The organism is Allobosea sp. Tri-44 (assembly GCF_004123845.1).
GTDB lineage: Bacteria > Pseudomonadota > Alphaproteobacteria > Rhizobiales > Beijerinckiaceae > Allobosea.
Genome location: NZ_NBDP01000030.1, coordinates 269,789 through 286,390 on the forward strand (window position 1 = coordinate 269,789; position 16,602 = coordinate 286,390).

The 16,602-nt window shown below is 66.5% G+C and carries 23 protein-coding genes; 2 read left to right on the forward strand and 21 right to left on the reverse strand.

Annotated elements, in window-relative coordinates; all coding sequences use genetic code 11:
- Window positions 1-17 precede the first annotated feature (17 nt).
- The 6 genes from B6S44_RS17735 to B6S44_RS17760 are packed head-to-tail and all read right to left on the reverse strand — an operon-like array spanning window position 18 to window position 3,379.
- Window positions 18-566: a HupE/UreJ family protein gene (locus B6S44_RS17735; RefSeq protein WP_248309636.1), complete on the reverse strand. Its 549-nt coding sequence runs from the start codon at window positions 564-566 to the stop codon at window positions 18-20.
- 41 nt (window positions 567-607) lie between these two features.
- Entirely contained in the window at window positions 608-1,240 is a 633-nt protein-coding gene (ureG, locus tag B6S44_RS17740; protein ID WP_129158212.1) for an urease accessory protein UreG, read from the reverse strand.
- Between the two features lie 3 nt (window positions 1,241-1,243).
- Window positions 1,244-1,681 (reverse strand): DUF3995 domain-containing protein, encoded by a 438-nt coding sequence (locus B6S44_RS17745; protein ID WP_129158213.1) that lies wholly within the window; start codon window positions 1,679-1,681, stop codon window positions 1,244-1,246.
- On the reverse strand, window positions 1,678-2,355 hold the full coding sequence (locus B6S44_RS17750; protein ID WP_129158214.1) for an urease accessory protein UreF: 678 nt from the start codon (window positions 2,353-2,355) through the stop codon (window positions 1,678-1,680). The genes B6S44_RS17745 and B6S44_RS17750 overlap by 4 nt, the downstream gene beginning before the upstream one ends.
- A gap of 2 nt (window positions 2,356-2,357) precedes the next feature.
- A complete protein-coding gene (locus B6S44_RS17755) occupies window positions 2,358-3,047 on the reverse strand; it encodes an urease accessory protein UreE (RefSeq protein ID WP_129158215.1) in 690 nt (229 codons plus the stop codon).
- A gap of 23 nt (window positions 3,048-3,070) precedes the next feature.
- Complete coding sequence (locus B6S44_RS17760; protein WP_129158216.1) at window positions 3,071-3,379, reverse strand: putative quinol monooxygenase; 309 nt, start codon at window positions 3,377-3,379, stop codon at window positions 3,071-3,073.
- Window positions 3,380-3,513: 134 nt separating this feature from the next.
- Between B6S44_RS17760 and B6S44_RS17765 the strand changes: the two genes are divergently transcribed.
- Window positions 3,514-3,720: a hypothetical protein gene (locus B6S44_RS17765; protein WP_129158217.1), complete on the forward strand. Its 207-nt coding sequence runs from the start codon at window positions 3,514-3,516 to the stop codon at window positions 3,718-3,720.
- Window positions 3,721-3,771: 51 nt separating this feature from the next.
- Here the strand turns inward: B6S44_RS17765 and B6S44_RS17770 are convergent, their stop codons facing one another.
- From B6S44_RS17770 to B6S44_RS17835, 15 genes are all read right to left on the reverse strand, one after another.
- Window positions 3,772-4,749, reverse strand: a complete 978-nt coding sequence (locus B6S44_RS17770; protein ID WP_129158218.1) for a GSU2403 family nucleotidyltransferase fold protein — start codon at window positions 4,747-4,749, stop codon at window positions 3,772-3,774.
- A 142-nt stretch (window positions 4,750-4,891) separates the two neighbouring features.
- Window positions 4,892-5,143 carry a hypothetical protein gene (locus tag B6S44_RS17775; protein ID WP_129158219.1) on the reverse strand — a complete coding sequence of 84 codons (252 nt, stop codon included), beginning with the start codon at window positions 5,141-5,143 and terminating at the stop codon, window positions 4,892-4,894.
- Between the two features lie 97 nt (window positions 5,144-5,240).
- Window positions 5,241-5,714: a VOC family protein gene (locus tag B6S44_RS17780; RefSeq protein ID WP_129158220.1), complete on the reverse strand. Its 474-nt coding sequence runs from the start codon at window positions 5,712-5,714 to the stop codon at window positions 5,241-5,243.
- Between the two features lie 86 nt (window positions 5,715-5,800).
- Window positions 5,801-7,537 carry an urease subunit alpha gene (ureC, locus tag B6S44_RS17785; protein WP_129158221.1) on the reverse strand — a complete coding sequence of 579 codons (1,737 nt, stop codon included), beginning with the start codon at window positions 7,535-7,537 and terminating at the stop codon, window positions 5,801-5,803.
- Between the two features lie 24 nt (window positions 7,538-7,561).
- Window positions 7,562-8,137, reverse strand: coding sequence for an HD domain-containing protein (locus B6S44_RS17790; protein ID WP_129158222.1), 576 nt, complete (start codon window positions 8,135-8,137; stop codon window positions 7,562-7,564).
- A 104-nt stretch (window positions 8,138-8,241) separates the two neighbouring features.
- The gene (locus B6S44_RS17795; protein WP_129158223.1) at window positions 8,242-9,078 is read right to left on the reverse strand and encodes a DUF1003 domain-containing protein; all 837 of its coding nucleotides are present in this window, start codon (window positions 9,076-9,078) and stop codon (window positions 8,242-8,244) included.
- Between the two features lie 119 nt (window positions 9,079-9,197).
- Window positions 9,198-9,818, reverse strand: coding sequence for an urease subunit gamma (locus B6S44_RS17800; protein WP_129158224.1), 621 nt, complete (start codon window positions 9,816-9,818; stop codon window positions 9,198-9,200).
- On the reverse strand, window positions 9,815-10,162 hold the full coding sequence (locus B6S44_RS29675; RefSeq protein ID WP_206735185.1) for a hypothetical protein: 348 nt from the start codon (window positions 10,160-10,162) through the stop codon (window positions 9,815-9,817). The genes B6S44_RS17800 and B6S44_RS29675 overlap by 4 nt, the downstream gene beginning before the upstream one ends.
- A 10-nt stretch (window positions 10,163-10,172) precedes the next feature.
- Window positions 10,173-11,030, reverse strand: coding sequence for an urease accessory protein UreD (locus B6S44_RS17805; protein WP_164985876.1), 858 nt, complete (start codon window positions 11,028-11,030; stop codon window positions 10,173-10,175).
- A gap of 96 nt (window positions 11,031-11,126) precedes the next feature.
- The gene (locus B6S44_RS17810; RefSeq protein ID WP_129158226.1) at window positions 11,127-11,543 is read right to left on the reverse strand and encodes a pyridoxamine 5'-phosphate oxidase family protein; all 417 of its coding nucleotides are present in this window, start codon (window positions 11,541-11,543) and stop codon (window positions 11,127-11,129) included.
- A gap of 64 nt (window positions 11,544-11,607) precedes the next feature.
- A complete protein-coding gene (locus tag B6S44_RS17815; RefSeq protein ID WP_129158227.1) occupies window positions 11,608-12,498 on the reverse strand; it encodes a PfkB family carbohydrate kinase in 891 nt (296 codons plus the stop codon).
- A 271-nt stretch (window positions 12,499-12,769) separates the two neighbouring features.
- Window positions 12,770-13,816, reverse strand: a complete 1,047-nt coding sequence (locus tag B6S44_RS17820) for an aldose epimerase family protein (protein ID WP_129158228.1) — start codon at window positions 13,814-13,816, stop codon at window positions 12,770-12,772.
- A gap of 24 nt (window positions 13,817-13,840) precedes the next feature.
- On the reverse strand, window positions 13,841-14,251 hold the full coding sequence (locus tag B6S44_RS17825) for a type II toxin-antitoxin system VapC family toxin (RefSeq protein ID WP_129158229.1): 411 nt from the start codon (window positions 14,249-14,251) through the stop codon (window positions 13,841-13,843).
- Entirely contained in the window at window positions 14,251-14,496 is a 246-nt protein-coding gene (locus B6S44_RS17830) for a type II toxin-antitoxin system VapB family antitoxin (RefSeq protein ID WP_129158230.1), read from the reverse strand. The genes B6S44_RS17825 and B6S44_RS17830 overlap by 1 nt, the downstream gene beginning before the upstream one ends.
- Window positions 14,497-14,557: 61 nt before the next feature.
- Complete coding sequence (locus tag B6S44_RS17835; protein WP_129158231.1) at window positions 14,558-15,007, reverse strand: VOC family protein; 450 nt, start codon at window positions 15,005-15,007, stop codon at window positions 14,558-14,560.
- A 79-nt stretch (window positions 15,008-15,086) separates the two neighbouring features.
- On the opposite strand from B6S44_RS17835, the gene B6S44_RS17840 reads away from it, so the two are divergent.
- Window positions 15,087-16,553, forward strand: a complete 1,467-nt coding sequence (locus B6S44_RS17840; RefSeq protein ID WP_129158232.1) for a cation diffusion facilitator family transporter — start codon at window positions 15,087-15,089, stop codon at window positions 16,551-16,553.
- Window positions 16,554-16,602 lie beyond the last annotated feature (49 nt).

Genomic DNA, 16,602 nt, shown 5'->3' on the forward strand with positions numbered 1-16,602 from the left:
ATGGCGATGACGGGCGCTCAGCCGGCGAGGAGCGCGACGCCTGCAAGCACGAGCCCCCCGCCGGCGACGCGGGCGAAGAGAGGCGCACGGACAGCAAGCGCCCGGGCCAGCAGGATGCCGACGAGGTGGAGCGCGGCCGTCGCGATGACGAAACCGGCAGCATAGGCGAAGCCGCTGGCGTTCTCGGGCAGCTCGGCGCCATGGGCGAAGCCGTGGAAGATGGCGAGGATGCCGCAGGCGAGCGTCCCCGCGGCGAGCGGCGGCGAGGCCTTCAGCGCGACCGCGGCGCCGAGGATGATCACCGAGAAGGCGATGCCCGTCTCGACGCCCGGCAGCGCGCCGCCGGACATGCCCCAGGCGCCGGCCAGCGCCATCGTGCCGACGAAGGCAGCGGGGTAGGCGATACGCGCCTTGCCGCCGACGAGCCCGGCCCAGAGGCCGACCGCGACCATCGCCAGCACATGGTCGAGCCCGGTCAGCGGATGCATCAGGCCGTGGATAAAGCCATCGACCGGCCCGGCGCCGGTATGGGCGAAGGCCGGAGCCGAAACGAGGGTCAGCAGCATGGCAAGAGATCCGGTCGCGCGCATCGTCAGTGTCCTAATCTTCAGCTCAGGGCCGGCGCTTTCAACCCGCCGGCAGTCTCGATGAAATCGACGACCAGGTCGACGCCCTCCCCCGCCCGCGTATTGGTGAAGGCATAGGGGCGCTTGCCGCGCATGGTCTTCGAATCCCGATCCATCACAGCAAGATCCGCGCCGACATGCGGGGCGAGATCGGTCTTGTTGATGACGAGCAGGTCGGAGCGGGTGATGCCCGGCCCGCCCTTGCGCGGGATCTTCTCGCCGGCGGCAACGTCGATCACGTAGATCGTCAGGTCGGCGAGTTCTGGCGAGAAGGTCGCGGCGAGGTTGTCGCCGCCGGATTCGATCAGGATCAAGTCGAGCGTGGGGAACTTGCCGCGCATCTCCGCGACCGCCGCGAGGTTGATCGAGCAATCCTCGCGGATTGCGGTATGCGGGCAGCCACCGGTCTCGACGCCCATGATCCGCTCCTCCGGCAGGGCGCCGGAGACGGTGAGGATGCGGGCATCCTCCTTGGTGTAGATGTCGTTGGTGATGGCGCAGATCTCGTAGCGGTCGCGCATGCGCTTGCAGAGCGCCTCCATCAGCGCGGTCTTGCCGGAGCCGACCGGGCCGCCGATGCCGACGCGCAAGGGGCCGTGTGGAGAGCGGGTCATCGATCAGGGTCCTTGCAGGAGCAGCACCGCATAGCCCGCGGCGATCAGCAGGCAGAGCGGCGAGTAATAGCGGCGATCATAGCTGGCGAAAGGCTCGCGCGGATGCAGCCGCCGCCAGGCCGGCAGGAAGCCGGCAACGCCCCGAAGCAAGAACACCGCCATGATCGCGAAGCCGCCGAGCAGGAGCAGCGGTCGCAAGGCGGCAGTGCCAGGTGTCCCGATCAGAAGCAGCGGCCAGACAGCGGTCACAGCAATCGCCAGCGCGACGAGCAGGCACAGGCCGGGCGACGGCATGCGCTTCGCTCTGGCATTGCCTATGACGGTGGCGATCAGTTCCTGCTCGCTGACGGCCGGCCATAGACCGCCCCGGCCCCAATAGGCATGCAGGCCGGCGATGACGGCCAGGAGCAGCGCCAACGCGATGGCGATGGCGGAAATCATGAGCGGAACAGCCGCGAATACTGGGTCTCGTGCTGCAAGCTCGCGAGGTCGGAGCGGAAGACGCAGCCGCCGAGGTCGTCGAGCGTCATGGCCTCAGCCCGGACCGCCGCCTCGCGCAAGACCGGCGTCAGCCGGGCAATGACCTTCTGGCCATCGGTCTGGCCGACCATGCCGAGTCGGACGGCGGCCGAGACGAGGTTCGCGACGAAGGTGAGCGCGAAAGCTTCGAGCGAAGGCGCCAGCGGCAGGCCATGGCCGCTGGCCGCGACGCCGACCGCAATTGGATAGGAAACGTCGCCCGGCCAGGCGGCGCGCAGCGCGTCGATGGAGGCGCAAGGCCAGGAGGCGGCGATTGCCGAGACGAAGGCATTGCCCTGTGTCACCGTCTCGAGCCGGCGCTCGGCCGAGTTCGCCAGAGCGAGCGCCAGTTCCGCGACCTCCTGCAGCGCCTTGGCATCGCCCTCGCCGCTCGCGCGCCAGGACGCGGCGAAGAGGATGAGGTCGTTGCGCAGCGCGCCGTGCTCGATTAGCGCGTCGAGCCAGTCGGCGAGCCCTTCCGCGTCGGCGAGGTCGCCGACCTCGAACGCCCACTCCAGCCCGTGCGAATAGGCGAAGCCGCCGACCGGAAAGGCCGGCGAGAGCCAGATCATCAGGGGCAGGAGCGCGCCCTGCATGGTCAGTGGTCGTGCTTGTGGCCCTTGTGGCCGTGCTCATGCCCATGATGACCATGGTCATGCTTGTGGCCGTGGTCGTCGTGGTGATCGTGGCCGCAGCCGCAGGACGCGCCATGGGCGTGCTCATGCGTGTGGTGGTGCTCGTGCCCGTGATCCTGGCCATGATCATGGCTGTGGCCGGCATGGGAATGACCATGGTCGTGGCCGTGGTCATGATCGTGATGGGCGTGGCCGTGGTCATGACCGCAATCGGCGTGATCATGGTCATAGGCGCCGCGCTCGGGCTGGAACGGCCGCTCGACATCAGCCATCGCGCAGCCCTGGCCGCGGACCATCTCGGCCAGCACATGGTCGTGCTCGATATAGATCGCGGTCGCGGTGATCTCGGCCGGGGTGTGGCGGTTGCCGATATGCCAGGCGACACGCGAGAGCCGCAGCGGGTTCTCGGCCGTGATCTCGATCAGCTTCTGCGCCGCCGCCTTGATCAGGACGAGCGAGCCGTCCTCGAGCTTGACCGCGTCGCCGTCGCCGAGCGCGGTCGCCTTGTCGAGGTCGAGCAGGATGTCCTGCCCGCCATCGCCTTTCAGCGCGACGCGGCGACGGTTGCGGTCCTCATGGTCGAGGGTCAGCGTCTCGACGACCCGGTCCTGCTTGACCGCGGCCTTGCGGACGACGGAGATGGCGCGCTGCATGGAAAAACCCGTGGCGTGATGGATCAGAGGCGATCGACCGATCGCGGTTCCACCACTTCGATCACCGGAGCGGCGCTGACGCAAGTCCCGGCGATGGCCAAGAAGGCCTGGAGATGGGCCTGCTGCATGTGCCGATCGACATCGGCGCGCTTCTCCCAGCTCTCGACGCTGACGAAATGGCCAGGATCGGTCAGGTTTTCGCAAATGTCATAGCCGAGACAGCCCTGCTCGCGGCGTGTCGCCGCAATGCAGTCGCGCGCCGCCGCGATGAAGCGTTCGCGCTCGGCGGGAATAACCCTGGCGCGGGCGATGACAAGGACGGGATCGGACATGCCGGACGGGTCTCCAGGTTACGCTTGCGCGGGGTACGGCGGAGAAGAGCACTGGGATGCACGGACTAATCGATTACCCGATCCGCCCGTCGGCGAGCCTGTTAGATCGTGCGGCCGATAATCGGGGGAATATCATGCTCAGAATTTCAGCACTGCGCGCCTGCAATTTCGGCAGCGCCCTGGCGGGCCTCTGCCTTGCGGCGGCGCTTCCGCCGGCCGCCCAGGCCCGGACGACGCTGGGGCGCATCAAGCAGCGCGGCCTGCTGATCTGCGGGACGCGCCAGGGCGTCGCCGACTTCATCTCGAAGCCAAGTCGCCGCTCAACCTGCCGCGCGACATGAACCGGCCGTCGACGCAGGGCGGCCTGCAACACGCACCGCCGGTGCGGTGATTCAAGGTTCGAGGCCGAGCATTGCCAAAGAGCGCTCGATCGGCCTCGACCAGCCATCCCGGCCGCGCCGCATGGCATCGCCCAACGCATCCTGCCAAGCATAGGGCGCGTCGGCGCGCAGCAGTTCGATCATCGCCCCTGCCTGTGCAAGGTCCTTGCGACTTTTGACGATCTCATGCGCGCCGCGCCTTTGCGCGACGATGAGCTTGTGGACCGCGAACCGGCCGGGCTGGGGCAACATCACCGGCACGCCCGCGCCGTGGAGCGCGACGGCCGGAACCGGATCGACGATCAGCCAGTCGAGATACTGGAGGGGCGTCGCGCCGGCGGCGAGCCCCTTGAGCGGCATCGGGTCACGATCGCTGCGGCCACGCTGCGGCGTCAACAGGTCGACGACGAAGCCCTGCGCGTCGCGAAAGCGCGAAGGCGGCGCTTTCGGATCGAGCCCAGGCACGGCGGAAAAGCTCGGCTCGGCGCGCCGCAGGATCGCCAACATGCTGTCGCCCTGGATATCCGCGTCGAGAGCCAGGTCTGCGGTGGCCAGGTCGAGATCCTGCGTCATCACGCTCGCAGCCGGCAGGACGGCCCCGAGCAGAGGTGGATAGCACTGATAGGCCGCTGTGCCGACCAGCACGGCGCCACGCCGGAAGAGACCCGCATGGGCGACGGAATCAGCGACCTTGCCAAGCGCGGTCGTAGGCCCAGGGATGAGGCGACGCAGCGCCGCCACCAGCCGGCGACGCTCTTCCCGACGGGCCATCTCGGCGCGAGCGCCCTCGGCACGCACGAGCACTTCGGGGTCATCGGCACGACCAAGATGCTCGACCGTGCGGCTGGAACCGACCCATCGCTGCAGGCGCAGATAGCGGATGCCGGCGACAGTCGTCGCCACGACCGTCGCCTCGTCCGATGACGCCGTCTCGACCTGCTGCTGCAGATCGGCATAGAGCGTCTGGATATTGAGCGGGATGCGCTGCATCTCGATTTAGTAGCACAAATCGATATCTGTGCTACTAAAAGTCAACTTGGCTTTCAGCGCGGCAGCCCTAGACGGCAATTTTCTTTAGCCATCTACAAGAAAGAGAGGCCCCGCAGGCGTCAACCGTAGGGGTGCCGGCCGCTCAATGCCGGCGGGTCCGGTCCGGCAGCTTGTCGATCGCCTTGTCGGCGCCCTGATCCTTGCCGAGCACGCCTTCGCGCAGGACCTTCGTCGCCGCGTCCTGTTTCTTTTCCGGGGACGTCTTCAGCGGCTTCGTCGCCTTGGTGGCCTTAAGGCCGATCTCCTTCGGCTTCTTGCCATCATTGCGGGCACTGGCGGCGAAAGTCGCGAGCGCTTCTGGCTGCTGGCCCTTGGGCCCGGCGGTCTTAGCCATGGTTCCCTCCCTGTTCTGCGATGGGAGGGAACGTGGAGGTGGCGGGCGATGTTCCAGCCCACGCCGCCGCTCAGAACAGGAAGTAACGCTGCGGGCCCTACTCGGCACCCGCATCCAACGCCCGCCATTCGGAGAGCTTGACCGTTCCGGACATGTCAGGCTGCGCCTTGCCTGGCAGGATCGCAATATACTCCAGCGAATGGCCGTCCGGATCGTCGAAGTAGACGCTCGCTGCTGGCATCCAGGGAAAGACCACGGGCTCGTCGATCTCAGGACCGCCACCGCCATTGCGAGGCACGATGCCTTTCGCGCGAAGCGCCTGGACCGATTGTTTCACCTCATCCAGACCCGTGTGGAAGGCGATGTGAAGTCTCAGGCGCAGCGGAGAACTCTGAATCGACCAGAGTCCGAGCATCGATCTGTCACGCCCGCCGACCCAGAAGAAAGCCGCATTGCGCGCTGGAACCGTATGGGCAAGTTCGAGGCCGACGATGTCCCGGTAAAACGCGATCGATCGCGAAAGGTCCGACACCGTGAGATGGCTCTCATATAGGCCCTTGATCGGTACCATGACGATCCACCGAGAAGTGCGCCGGCAACGACATGATCTCGAATTCGCCGACTGCAAAGAATTGCAATAGCGATAACTCGGAGCACTCAGAACAGGAAATAGCGCTGCGCCAGCGGCAGCTCCTTCGCCGGTTCGCAGACTAGCAACTCGCCATCCGCCACGACGGCATAGGTCTCCGGATCGATCTGGATGTCCGGCGTCGCGTCGTTGTGGATCATGCTCTTCTTCGAGATGCCGCCGCGGGTGTTCTCGACCGCGACCATCTCCTTGTCGGTGCCGAGCCGACCCTTCAGACCGTTCGCCATCGCCGCCTGCGAGACGAAGACCAGCGAGGTCGAGGTCACCGCCTTGCCGAAGGCGCCGAACATCGGCCGGTAATGAACCGGCTGCGGCGTCGGGATCGAGGCGTTGGGATCGCCCATCGGGGCCGCAGCGATCATCCCGCCCTTGACGACGAGGTCGGGCTTGGCGCCGAAGAAGGCCGGCGACCAGACGACGAGGTCTGCGAGCTTGCCGACCTCGATCGAGCCGATATGCCGGGATATGCCGTGGGCGATCGCCGGGTTGATCGTGTACTTGGCGACATAGCGCTTCGCCCGGAAATTGTCGGCGCCGGTGCCGGCGTCCTGCGGCAGCGGCCCGCGCTGGACCTTCATCTTGTGCGCGGTCTGCCAGGTACGGGTGATCACCTCGCCGATGCGGCCCATGGCTTGGCTGTCCGAGGACATCATCGAGAGCGCGCCGAGATCGTGCAGGATGTCCTCGGCCGCGATCGTCTCCTTGCGGATGCGGCTCTCGGCGAAGGCGAGGTCCTCCGGGATCGACGGCGACAAATGATGGCAGACCATCAGCATGTCCAAGTGCTCGTCGAGCGTGTTCACCGTGAAGGGCCGGGTCGGATTGGTCGAGGACGGCAGCACGTTCGGCAGCCCGGCGACCTTCATGATATCGGGCGCATGGCCGCCGCCCGCCCCTTCCGTGTGGAAGGCGTGGATGGTGCGGCCCTTGAAGGCCGCGACGGTATCCTCGACGAAGCCCGACTCGTTCAGCGTGTCGGTGTGGATCATCACCTGGATGTCGTATTCGTCGGCGACCGAAAGGCAGTTGTCGATCGCGCCCGGCGTCGTGCCCCAGTCCTCATGCAGCTTGAGGGCGCAGGCGCCGGCCTCGATCATCTCGATGAGCGCGCCGGGCAGCGCGGCATTGCCCTTGCCGGCGAAGGCGAGGTTCATCGGGAAGGCGTCGGCCGCCTTGATCATCTGGCCGAGATGCCAGGGGCCGGGCGTGCAGGTCGTCGCCAGCGTGCCATGCGCCGGACCGGTGCCGCCGCCCAGCATGGTGGTCAGCCCGCTCATCAGCGCATCCTCGATCTGCTGCGGGCAGATGTAATGGATATGGCTGTCGAAGCCGCCGGCAGTGACGATCTTGCCCTCGCCGGCGATGACCTCTGTACCGGGACCGACAATGATCGTCTCTGACGGGTTGAAATTGCCGAAGCCGGCCTGAATATCGGGATTTCCGGCCTTGCCGATCGCGCAGATGCGCCCGGCCCTGATGCCAATATCGGCCTTCACGATGCCCCAATGGTCGAGGATCAGCGCATTGGTGATGACGGTGTCGACGGCGCCGTCGGCATTGCGGACCTGGCTCTGGCCCATGCCGTCGCGGATGACCTTGCCGCCGCCGAACTTCACCTCCTCGCCATAGGTGGTGAAATCCTTCTCGACCCTGATGACGAGCTCGGTATCGCCGAGGCGGACCGTGTCGCCAGTGGTCGGGCCGAACATCGCGGCATAGGCATTGCGCGGAAAGGCGAAGGGCATGGGCTATCCTCGTCAACCAGCCCGCTAGGCCGGCATTTCATCGATGCTTCGGGCAGCCGCGGCGGCAGCCTGATCGAACAACAGGTCGAGCGCGGAGCTGAGGCTGCGACAACCGGCGGCGACATCGATCGCGAATTGCAGCCAGTCGCGACGGCGCGCAACATCCCAGGCAGCCGGTGGGTCCTCGGCCAGTTCACGCAGGCCGCTGATCTTGTCGGCCAGCCGCAGCAGGCGCGCCGCCTCGGTCTTCTCGCCGATCGTCTCGATCTGCATGCGATGCCGCTCCGCCTCCGGCAGGCTCTTGTCGTCGCTCACTTCGGCGACGAGCGATGCAACTCGCGGGCCGAAGACGTTCTCGATCTCGTCGCTGGTGATCTTCGTCTTCTCGACCGCGTCATGCAGCCAGGCCGCCGCGACGAGCTCGGCATCGGGCTCCTCCAGCGCCTTGGCGAGCAGATCGGCGACTTCGGCGAGGTGCAGGAAGAAGGGCGGGCCGCTTTCGCCTTTGCGCACCTGACCGGCGTGAATGCGAACAGCAAAACCAGCCGCATGCGTCACCAGCGCGATCTGGTCGCGCAGCAAGTTATCGTCTTCGCGCATCAGGGCACCCTCCCGGTCGCCAATCCGTTCACGGCGTCACCTCGCCGAACCGCGTCGCCTCCGAGGCGGCAAGAGGCCAACGCCTTGATGTGCGGACAGATCCATCAGCTGCCATTGGAGAGCTCTCCTTCCCCGGTTGGCGGTTCCGCCGGTGCCACAGCCACCTTCTTCTTCACCAACGGCTTCTTGCGCCGCTTCGGCTTGCGGCGGGGCAATTGCGCTTCCTGCAGCATTTCCAGCTGAACCTGCTGAATCTCGGCGAGGCGCTGCCATTGCCGCGTGATCAGATGGTCGACCTTCTCGTGCAGGTGCCGGACCTCGAGCTCGGCCTTGAGGTTGACCTGGTAATCGTTGAACGAGCGCAGGCGATCCTTCGCTTCCTGCCGCTTCTGGCTCATCATGATGATCGGCGCCTGGATGGCCGCGATGCAGGACAGCACGAGGTTGAGCAGGATGAACGGATAGGGGTCGAAAGCGCCCGTCCCGGCGACGACGTTGACCAGCATCCAGACCGCCAGGACGACGCCAAAACTGATCAGGAAGGCCCATGAGCCGCCGAAGCTGGCAAGCCCATCCGAGAGACGCTCGCCGAGGGTGCGGTGCTCCTCGAAATCGTCCTCGACATTCTCGGCGATGGTTTCCTGCCGGGCGATGCTTTCAGCAACCTCGCGATCGAGGTCGGTGTACTCGCCGTGCTCCTCGCGCAGGATCTCCTCGACATAGCGGGTGCGATAGCGCGCCAGCTCCTTGAGGCTGATCAGGCTGTGATCATCGAGATCGGGAAAGTCGCGCCGGATATGCTCGACCAGCGAGGGCCGCAGGGTTCCGAGCGCGATCAGGCTCTTGCGACTGAGCTCCGCGCCGCTGATGGCGCAGATCCCCCGTTTTGCCTTGCCGCTTTCGAGCGTCGGGGGCGATGGGAGTGCAGCATCGTCTTGCATGGCGGTCTGGCCTGAGGATCGTTCGAGCATGGCAGCTGCCTCGGGCTGACGGAAGCCGGCAACGTTCGCTCACAAGGCTGAAGCGAAATCTCGTCGCAAATGCGATCTCAGGCGCCGCCTCACAGCTTGCCCATGACCTCCTGGCGGAAACCGTAGACCTCGCGCTTGCCGGCGAGCGCGACGAGCCTGACCTCCCGTGTCTGCCCCGGCTCGAAGCGAACTGCCGTGCCGGCCGGAATGTCGAGCCGGAAGCCACGGGCCCTGTCGCGCTCGAAGGCGAGCGCCGGATTGGCCTCGAAGAAATGGTAATGCGAACCGACCTGGATCGGCCGGTCGCCAGTGTTGGCGACGGTGAGCGTCAGACTCTCACGACCCTCGTTGAGGATGAGATCGCCCGGCAGCGTCGTGATCTCGCCCGGCCTCAGCCGACCGGCCGAGCCGCGGATCGGCTCATGGACGGTGACGAGCTTGGTGCCGTCAGGGAAGGTCGCCTCGACCTGGACGTCGTGGAGCATTTCGGCGATGCCGTCCATGACCTGATCGGCCGAAAGGACATGGGCGCCGGCCTCCATCAATTCGGCGACGGACTTGCCGTCGCGCGCACCCTCGACCACGAAGTCGGTGATCAGCGCGACGGCTTCGGGATGGTTGAGCTTGACGCCGCGCTCGAGCCTTCGCCTCGCCACCATGGCAGCCATGGCGATGATGAGCTTGTCCTTCTCGCGCGGCGTCAGATTCATGCCTTGACCTTTTCTTTCTCGTCTTCGTCGACTTCGTCCTCGGAGACTTCGGCGTCGTCCTCTTCCTCGCCGTCCTCGTCCTCTTCGCCTTCCTCTTCCTCGTCCTCTTCGTCTTCATCGTCGAGGGTGGCGTATTCGTAGGCGAACACGATTTCGCCCGTCGCCGGATCGAAGCTGCTCGAGGTCGACTCGTCGAAAGCCTCGATCAGCATCTCGGCATCCTCGGGGCCGTCGACATCGAAGCGGCGCACGGCCTCTTCGCCCTCGCCCTTCAGCGCGAGCTCGATCGCCCAGCCGCGGGAGCCGGTATCATAGACGCATTTCAGTCCCTGGATTGCCAGCATCACGCTCTCCTCAGATTGACCAGGTGCGCGGCAGCGCACGGCCGATCAGATGCCCGAGCAGCATGACGAGGGCGCGACGCAGCGCCTGCGCGTCGGCGGAGAGAAGGCGGATCAGAAGGAAGCCGTCGAGGATGCCGGCGCCGGCCTCGACCTCGGCGAAAGCGGGATCGCCCGCGAGCAAGGCGCGGATTTCGGAGAGCTTTTCGGGCTGACCCGGGCCTATGGCGAAGACGGTCGCGGCGGCCCGCGCGCCCTGCCCGACCGCCTTGCGACCCAAGGTCGCGTCGATGGCGCCATTGAGCCTGAGGTCCTCGGCGAAGACCAGCCGGCCCTCGCGGCGGATGCGCCAGCGGTCACGCAGCTGGCCGCGCGACAGGCTCTCGCCCATGGCGGCGCGGCCGAAATAGAGTGTCTCGGCTGCGATGAACGTAGCGGCGGGCGCGAGATCGACATCGAGGCTGCGCGACAGGCGCGAACCCGAGAACAGGATCGTCTCCTGCGGCAGCCAGGCGAGCTCGGCGCCATCAGCGACATCGATGTGGGTCTCGACCCGCGTCTTGCTGCCCTGGCTGCGATAGATCTTCTCTGCCGCCTGCGTCGTCACGACCGCCTGCGCGCCGGCATCGAGGGCGATCTGCGTAACGGCGCGGTCGCCGCCCGCCATGCCGCCGGCAGTGTTGATCAGCACGGCCTCGCAACGCCCGTCATAAACCGTCGGAAAACGGGCGCGGTAGCCGCCGCTCTCTGCGACCTCCAGCCGCATGGTGCGGGCACCGACCTTGCCGAAGCGCAAGCGCACGCCGCCGTCGGCGCGGACATAGTCCGGCAACAGCGGCTCGGGTGATTGCGGCAACGCAGGCGCGAACATGGGAGACTCTGACGATCCTGCGCAGTTTTCCGCGCAATGCGTCAGCTCGCAAGGTCGCCACGCGGCTCCTCTGCCCATATTCTAGGCAGAGCAGCCTCAGAGGCTGACTTCGCCGTTGTCCTCGCCATCCCAATATTTGATGCGCTGGGCGCCGACCTTGATCATCACCAGGCCGGGCGTGTCGACGCCCTTCTCGAACCAGGCGTCGAGGTCGGGATTCCAGTGCTCGGCGAAAGTCTGCTTGTCGCGGATCAGGTCGGCCCTGCCCTCGACCGCGACGAAGAAGCCGTCCTTGCCGGAGAATTGCAGCGCGACCGTCGGATCGCGCTCGATATCGCCGACCATCCGCGTCGAGTCGTCGGTGAAGTAGAAGGAGTCGCCGTCATACTCGACATCGGCGTTGTTGCTCATCGGCCGCGCCGCCAGCTCGCCACCGTCAGTCCGCGTGGTGAGAAAGGCGATGTCGATGTCGCGCATCTTGGCGGCGATGTCGTGAAGGTTTCTGCTGGCCATGGCTGCCTCCGGCGAGTTCGGGTTCTCGCCATCTACGGCCGGAAGGCAGCGAAGTTCCCGCGCCTCAATGCGCCGCCAGGAAGCGCCCGACCTCGTCGCGCGTCGGCGTACCGGCGCGGCCGCCGAAGCGGGTGCATTTGATCGCCGCCACTGCCGAGGCGAAGCGCACCGCCTGGCGCTCGCCCTGCCCTTCGGCCAGAGCCAGAGCGAAGGCGCCGTGCCAGACATCGCCAGCGCCGAGCGTATCGACCGCCTCGATCGGAAAGGCCGGCAGATGGGCGATCCCGCCATTCTCCATGAAGAGGACACCGTGCGGCCCGAGCGTCACGGCCAGCCAGTTCTGTGCGTCGCGCGCCAATGCCTCCAGCGCCGCCTGCGGCTCCTGTCCGCCGGAAATTTCGCTCAGCGCCTTCTCGCTGAAGGCGACATGGCTGGCGGTAGTCACCATCTCCGGATGGGTCGGCTGGCGGTCGCCATCGATGACGCCGGGCACGCCGGCCTTGCGAGCGAGCTTGAGCGCCGCGAGCGAGCCCTCGCCCCAGCGCGTATCGACCAGCACGCCATCGACGCCATCAGGCAGCGCCTCGGGCAGCCAGTCGGTCGTCAGCGGCGTCTTCGGATCGGTGTAGGAGACGACCATGCGCTCGCCCTGGGCGTCGATCAGGATCGAGGAGACCGGCGAGCGCAGGCCGGGGAAGCGCGGCGAGAGCGAGGTATCGACGCCGTCCTGCTGCAACTGCCCGACGATGGTGTCGCCGACCGCGTCGTCGCCCAGCCGCGTCGCCAGCCAGGCCTTGCCGCCGAGCCGGCCGATCGCAGCCGAACCGCTGCCGGCACAGCCTCCGCCGGTGACGACGAGATCGCGCGCCCGGTCCTTCTCGCCGGGGTTGGGCACGCGTTCGACGCTGTAGACATAGTCGAGCGTCGCGATACCGAGACAGAAGACACCGGCCATACCGCTAAGAGCTCCTAACAGAACCTGAGGGGGTCGCGACGCCGGCAATTCGTCCGCTCCGCCAGGAGCAGCGAGAAGCCGATACCGTTGGTATCGGCAAGCGTTGCGACGCCGCGGACGGGCGAATTCCCGGCGCCGAAGGTGGGCTTTGGAGGGCCGCCTGCGGTGTCGAACCGACTTGCCGATACCAAGGGGTATCGGCTGCGCGCTTCTCCTAGCATCCGTCTCCTCCAAAACCCATCGAGACCCCCTCAGGTTCTGTTAGGAGTTCTTAGGCTCCGAACCTGAATTCGCTGATCTGGCGGTAGACCTCGCCGGGGCGCAGCACCGTCGAGGGGAAATGCGGGAGATTGGGCGAGTCCGGCACGTGCTGCGGCTCGAGCGCGATGCCGGCGCAGGCGCCGTAAGCCGCGCCGTCGAGCCCCGGCACCGGCGTATCCAGCTTGAAGCCGTCATAGACCTGCAAGGCCGGTTCGGTGGTCCAGACCTCCATGGCAAGACCCGAGCGGCGCGAGCGCAAGGTCGCGGCATGGGCGAGTTCGAGACCGGTCGCAGCGGCGGGCTCACGGCGATCGCGGCGGAGCAGGTAATTGTGATCGTACCAGAAGCGCGAGCCGTCCGGATTAGCGAAGCGGACCGGCCGGGATTTGCGGAAGTCGAAAGGCGTTCCCTCGACCGAGGCGACCGAGCCGTCCGGGATCAGCTCGGCATCGACCGGCGTGACCAGGTTGGCGCGGACTTCGAACTCGTGATCGAGAATGTCCGGGGCATCGTCGAGACGGAAATAGGAATGGTGCGCCAGGTTGACGATCGTCGGCGCGTCCGTGGTGGCAGTGAGCTCGATCCGCAGGGTCGCGGCGCCGATCAGGGTATAGCGGCAGAAGACGTCGAGCGTGCCGGGATAGCCAGCATCGCCTGCAGGGGAGACCAGCGCCAATGTGGCGCTCGCCTCGTCATGATGCACCAAGGTCCAGGGCCGCTTGCCGAAGCCCTGCCCGCCGCCATGCAGCGAGTTCCGGCCGTGCTCGTTCAGCGGCGTACTGTATTCGACACCGTCGAGTGTGAAGCGGCCGCCGCCGATGCGGTTGGCGAAGCGGCCGGCGATCGCGCCCATATGCGGGGAATGCCTGGGATAATCGGCGAAGTCGGGAAAGCCGAGCACGACCTGCTGGCGCCCGCCCCCCGGCAGCGGCACGACGAGATCGCGCAGTACCGCGCCCCATTCCATCACCCGCGCCTCGGCGCCGGAGGCCGAGCGCAGCACGGCCTCGTGGATCGGCGTGCCGTCGTCGAGATGGCCGAACAATGTCTTGGTCAATGTCCGAAAGCTCCGCTGGGTCTGTCAGGCTCCGAAGCGGATGCCGTCGATATCGGTGTGGACGAAATCGTTGCCCTTATAGGCGAGCGGCACGCCCGAGGCGCGCGCCGCCGCATAGGCGAAACAATCGCCCATATTAAGGCGGGCCGGATGGCCGGCGAGATAGTGATAATGAGCCGCACAGAGATGGGCAGCCGCGCCGATCGCCGCATCGATCGCGACGATCCGAATCCCTGTTTCTTCCGTGAAGTCGCGGACGATCTCGTAGGCCTTGTCGATCGAGACCCGCTTGACCGCCGCAATTCTGGTCGAAGCCTCAAATATCGCCAAGGGAGAGGTCACGTTTTCGGAAGCCTGCGCCAAGGCCCCTCTGAAGGCGATTGCCTCGGGCTCTTCGAGCAGATTGGCGACGATAACCGAGGCGTCGAGGAACATCAGGCGTCGCCGTACTCACGATCCCAGAACTCTTTGTGAGTCAGGCCGTCGTCGACCGTCGGATACTGGGCAAGCCTTTCCTGCGCCCGGCGCGTGGCTGCCTCGATCCTCTCGCGCCGTTCCGCTCGCTGCTTCAGCTCGTTGTCCACCGCCAGGCCGATCGCCGCCTGAAGCGAAATCCCATCCTGACGAGCCAGCTCACGCACCTGCCGATCGATCTTTTCGTCACGCACCAGAATGCCCATGCGAGCCTCCCTGATATCATCTGATGATATCAGGGAGCATATCAGCCCGCAATCTACGCCTTCACCACGCCCCTGTGTTAGGCATGCTCAGCCAAGGCTCGGCCGGCGCCTTTGGCTCACCCTTCTGCAGGATCTCGATCGAGATGTTGTCGGGCGAGCGGACGAAGGCCATGTTGCCGTCGCGCGGCGGCCGGTTGATGGTGACGCCAGCCTTCATCAGCTTGTCGCAGGTCGCGTAGATGTCATCGACCTCATAGGCGAGATGGCCGAAATTGCGCCCGCCGGTGTAGGCCTCCGGATCCCAGTTGAAGGTCAGTTCCAGCGTCGGGCGGCCGCGGCTGCCCTGCTCCTTTACCGCAGCGGCATCATCCGGCGCAGCCAGGAAGACGAGCGTGAAGCGGCCCTTCTCGTTCTCGATCCGGCGGGTTTCGACCAGGCCGAACTTGTTCACGTAGAAATCGAGGGCGGCATCGAGGTCGGTGACGCGGACCATGGTGTGGAGATAGCGCACTATTCGTCTCCCGGGGTTGATCTGGCTGATGGATCGGGCCAAACCGGCGCCAATCCAAGAGGGTTGGCGCGGAGCTGTCATGAGCGGAACGCAGGATCGCACGCCGAACCCGACGGGCACGGTGTCGCCCGCCGAGGTGGCGCGGGTCAAGCAGAAGGCGGCGACGCTCTCGGTGATTGCGAGCGTCGTGCTGACGCTTGCCAAATTTGCCGCAGCGATCCTTTCCGGCTCGCTCGCGCTGATGACGGACGCCCTGCAGGGGCTGATCGACATCGGCTCGACGATGTTCACCTGGTTCGCCGTGCGCGCCGCCGACAAGCCGGCCGATGACGAGCACCATTACGGCCACGGCAAGTTCGAGGCGTTGGCGGCGCTGCTGGAAACCGCGATCCTGTTCGGGCTCTCCGGCGCGATCCTGTGGGAAGCGGCCAATCGCCTGTGGAGCGGGGCTGAGCCGCATGTCGCGGTGACGCCGCTGGTGATCGGCGTACTGCTGTTCTCGCTGATGGTCGACGCGACGCGCTGGCGCACCCTGACCATGGTCGCCAAGGAGACCCGCAGCGAGGCGCTCGCGGCCGAGGCGCTGCATTTCGCCACCGACTTCGTCGGCACGGCGCTGGTCCTGCTCGGCCTGGTGCTGACGCGGATGGGCGTGCCGATGGCCGACAGCGCGACCGCCCTCGCCCTCGCCGTGTTCATGATCGCCACCGCCATCAAACTGGGGCGGCGCACGGTCGACACGCTGATCGACGCAGCGCCGAAGGGGCTCACCGAACGCTTGCGCGACGCCGCGCAGGGCGTGGCCGGCGTCGTCAATGTCGAGTGGTTGAGGCTGCGGCCGGCGGGCGGTGTGGTGCAGGGCGAGATCGGCATCCAGGTCTCGCGCACCTTGCCGCTCGACCGCGTGACCGCGATCAAGGACGACCTGTTGCGGGCGCTGGCCGTCGTCGAGCCGGATTCGGCGCTGACCGTCACCGCCAACCCGGTCCAGGTCGATGACGAGACGGCGCTGGAACGCGTGCTGCTGATCGCGCTGAAGATGAAGGTGCCGGTGCACCATGTCAGCGTCCACACCATCGGCGAGCGGCTCGCCGTCTCGCTCGACATGGAGGTCGACGCGGTGCTCCCACTCGGCGAGGCGCACGAGATCGCCACGCGGCTGGAGAACGCGATCCGCGCCGAGTTCGGGGGTGAGACCGAGGTCGATACCCATATCGAACCGATGGAGACCGGCCAGCCTTCCGGCCACAACGCGGCCTGGGAGGTGGTCGAGGCGATCGGCAAGGCGATTGCGCAGGAGGCGGCGCGCGTAGCGGAAGCCGGCGGCCCGATCCGCGACATCCACAGTGTCCGCGTGCGCGAGACCCGCAACGGCCTCGTGGTTAATTATCACTGCCGCGCCGATGCGACGCTCGACGTCGCCGCCGTGCATCGCGCTGTCGACAAGATCGAGCGCAAGGTTCGGGAGGCCAGGCCGGATGTCTGTCGCCTGGTCAGCCATGCCGAGCCGGCAGTTGTGTCCGACAAGCCCTACGCCTTGCCCTGACGGCTTCCGCTGCCGCCTCAAGGTTCATAAGACAAGAGCGACTGAAGGA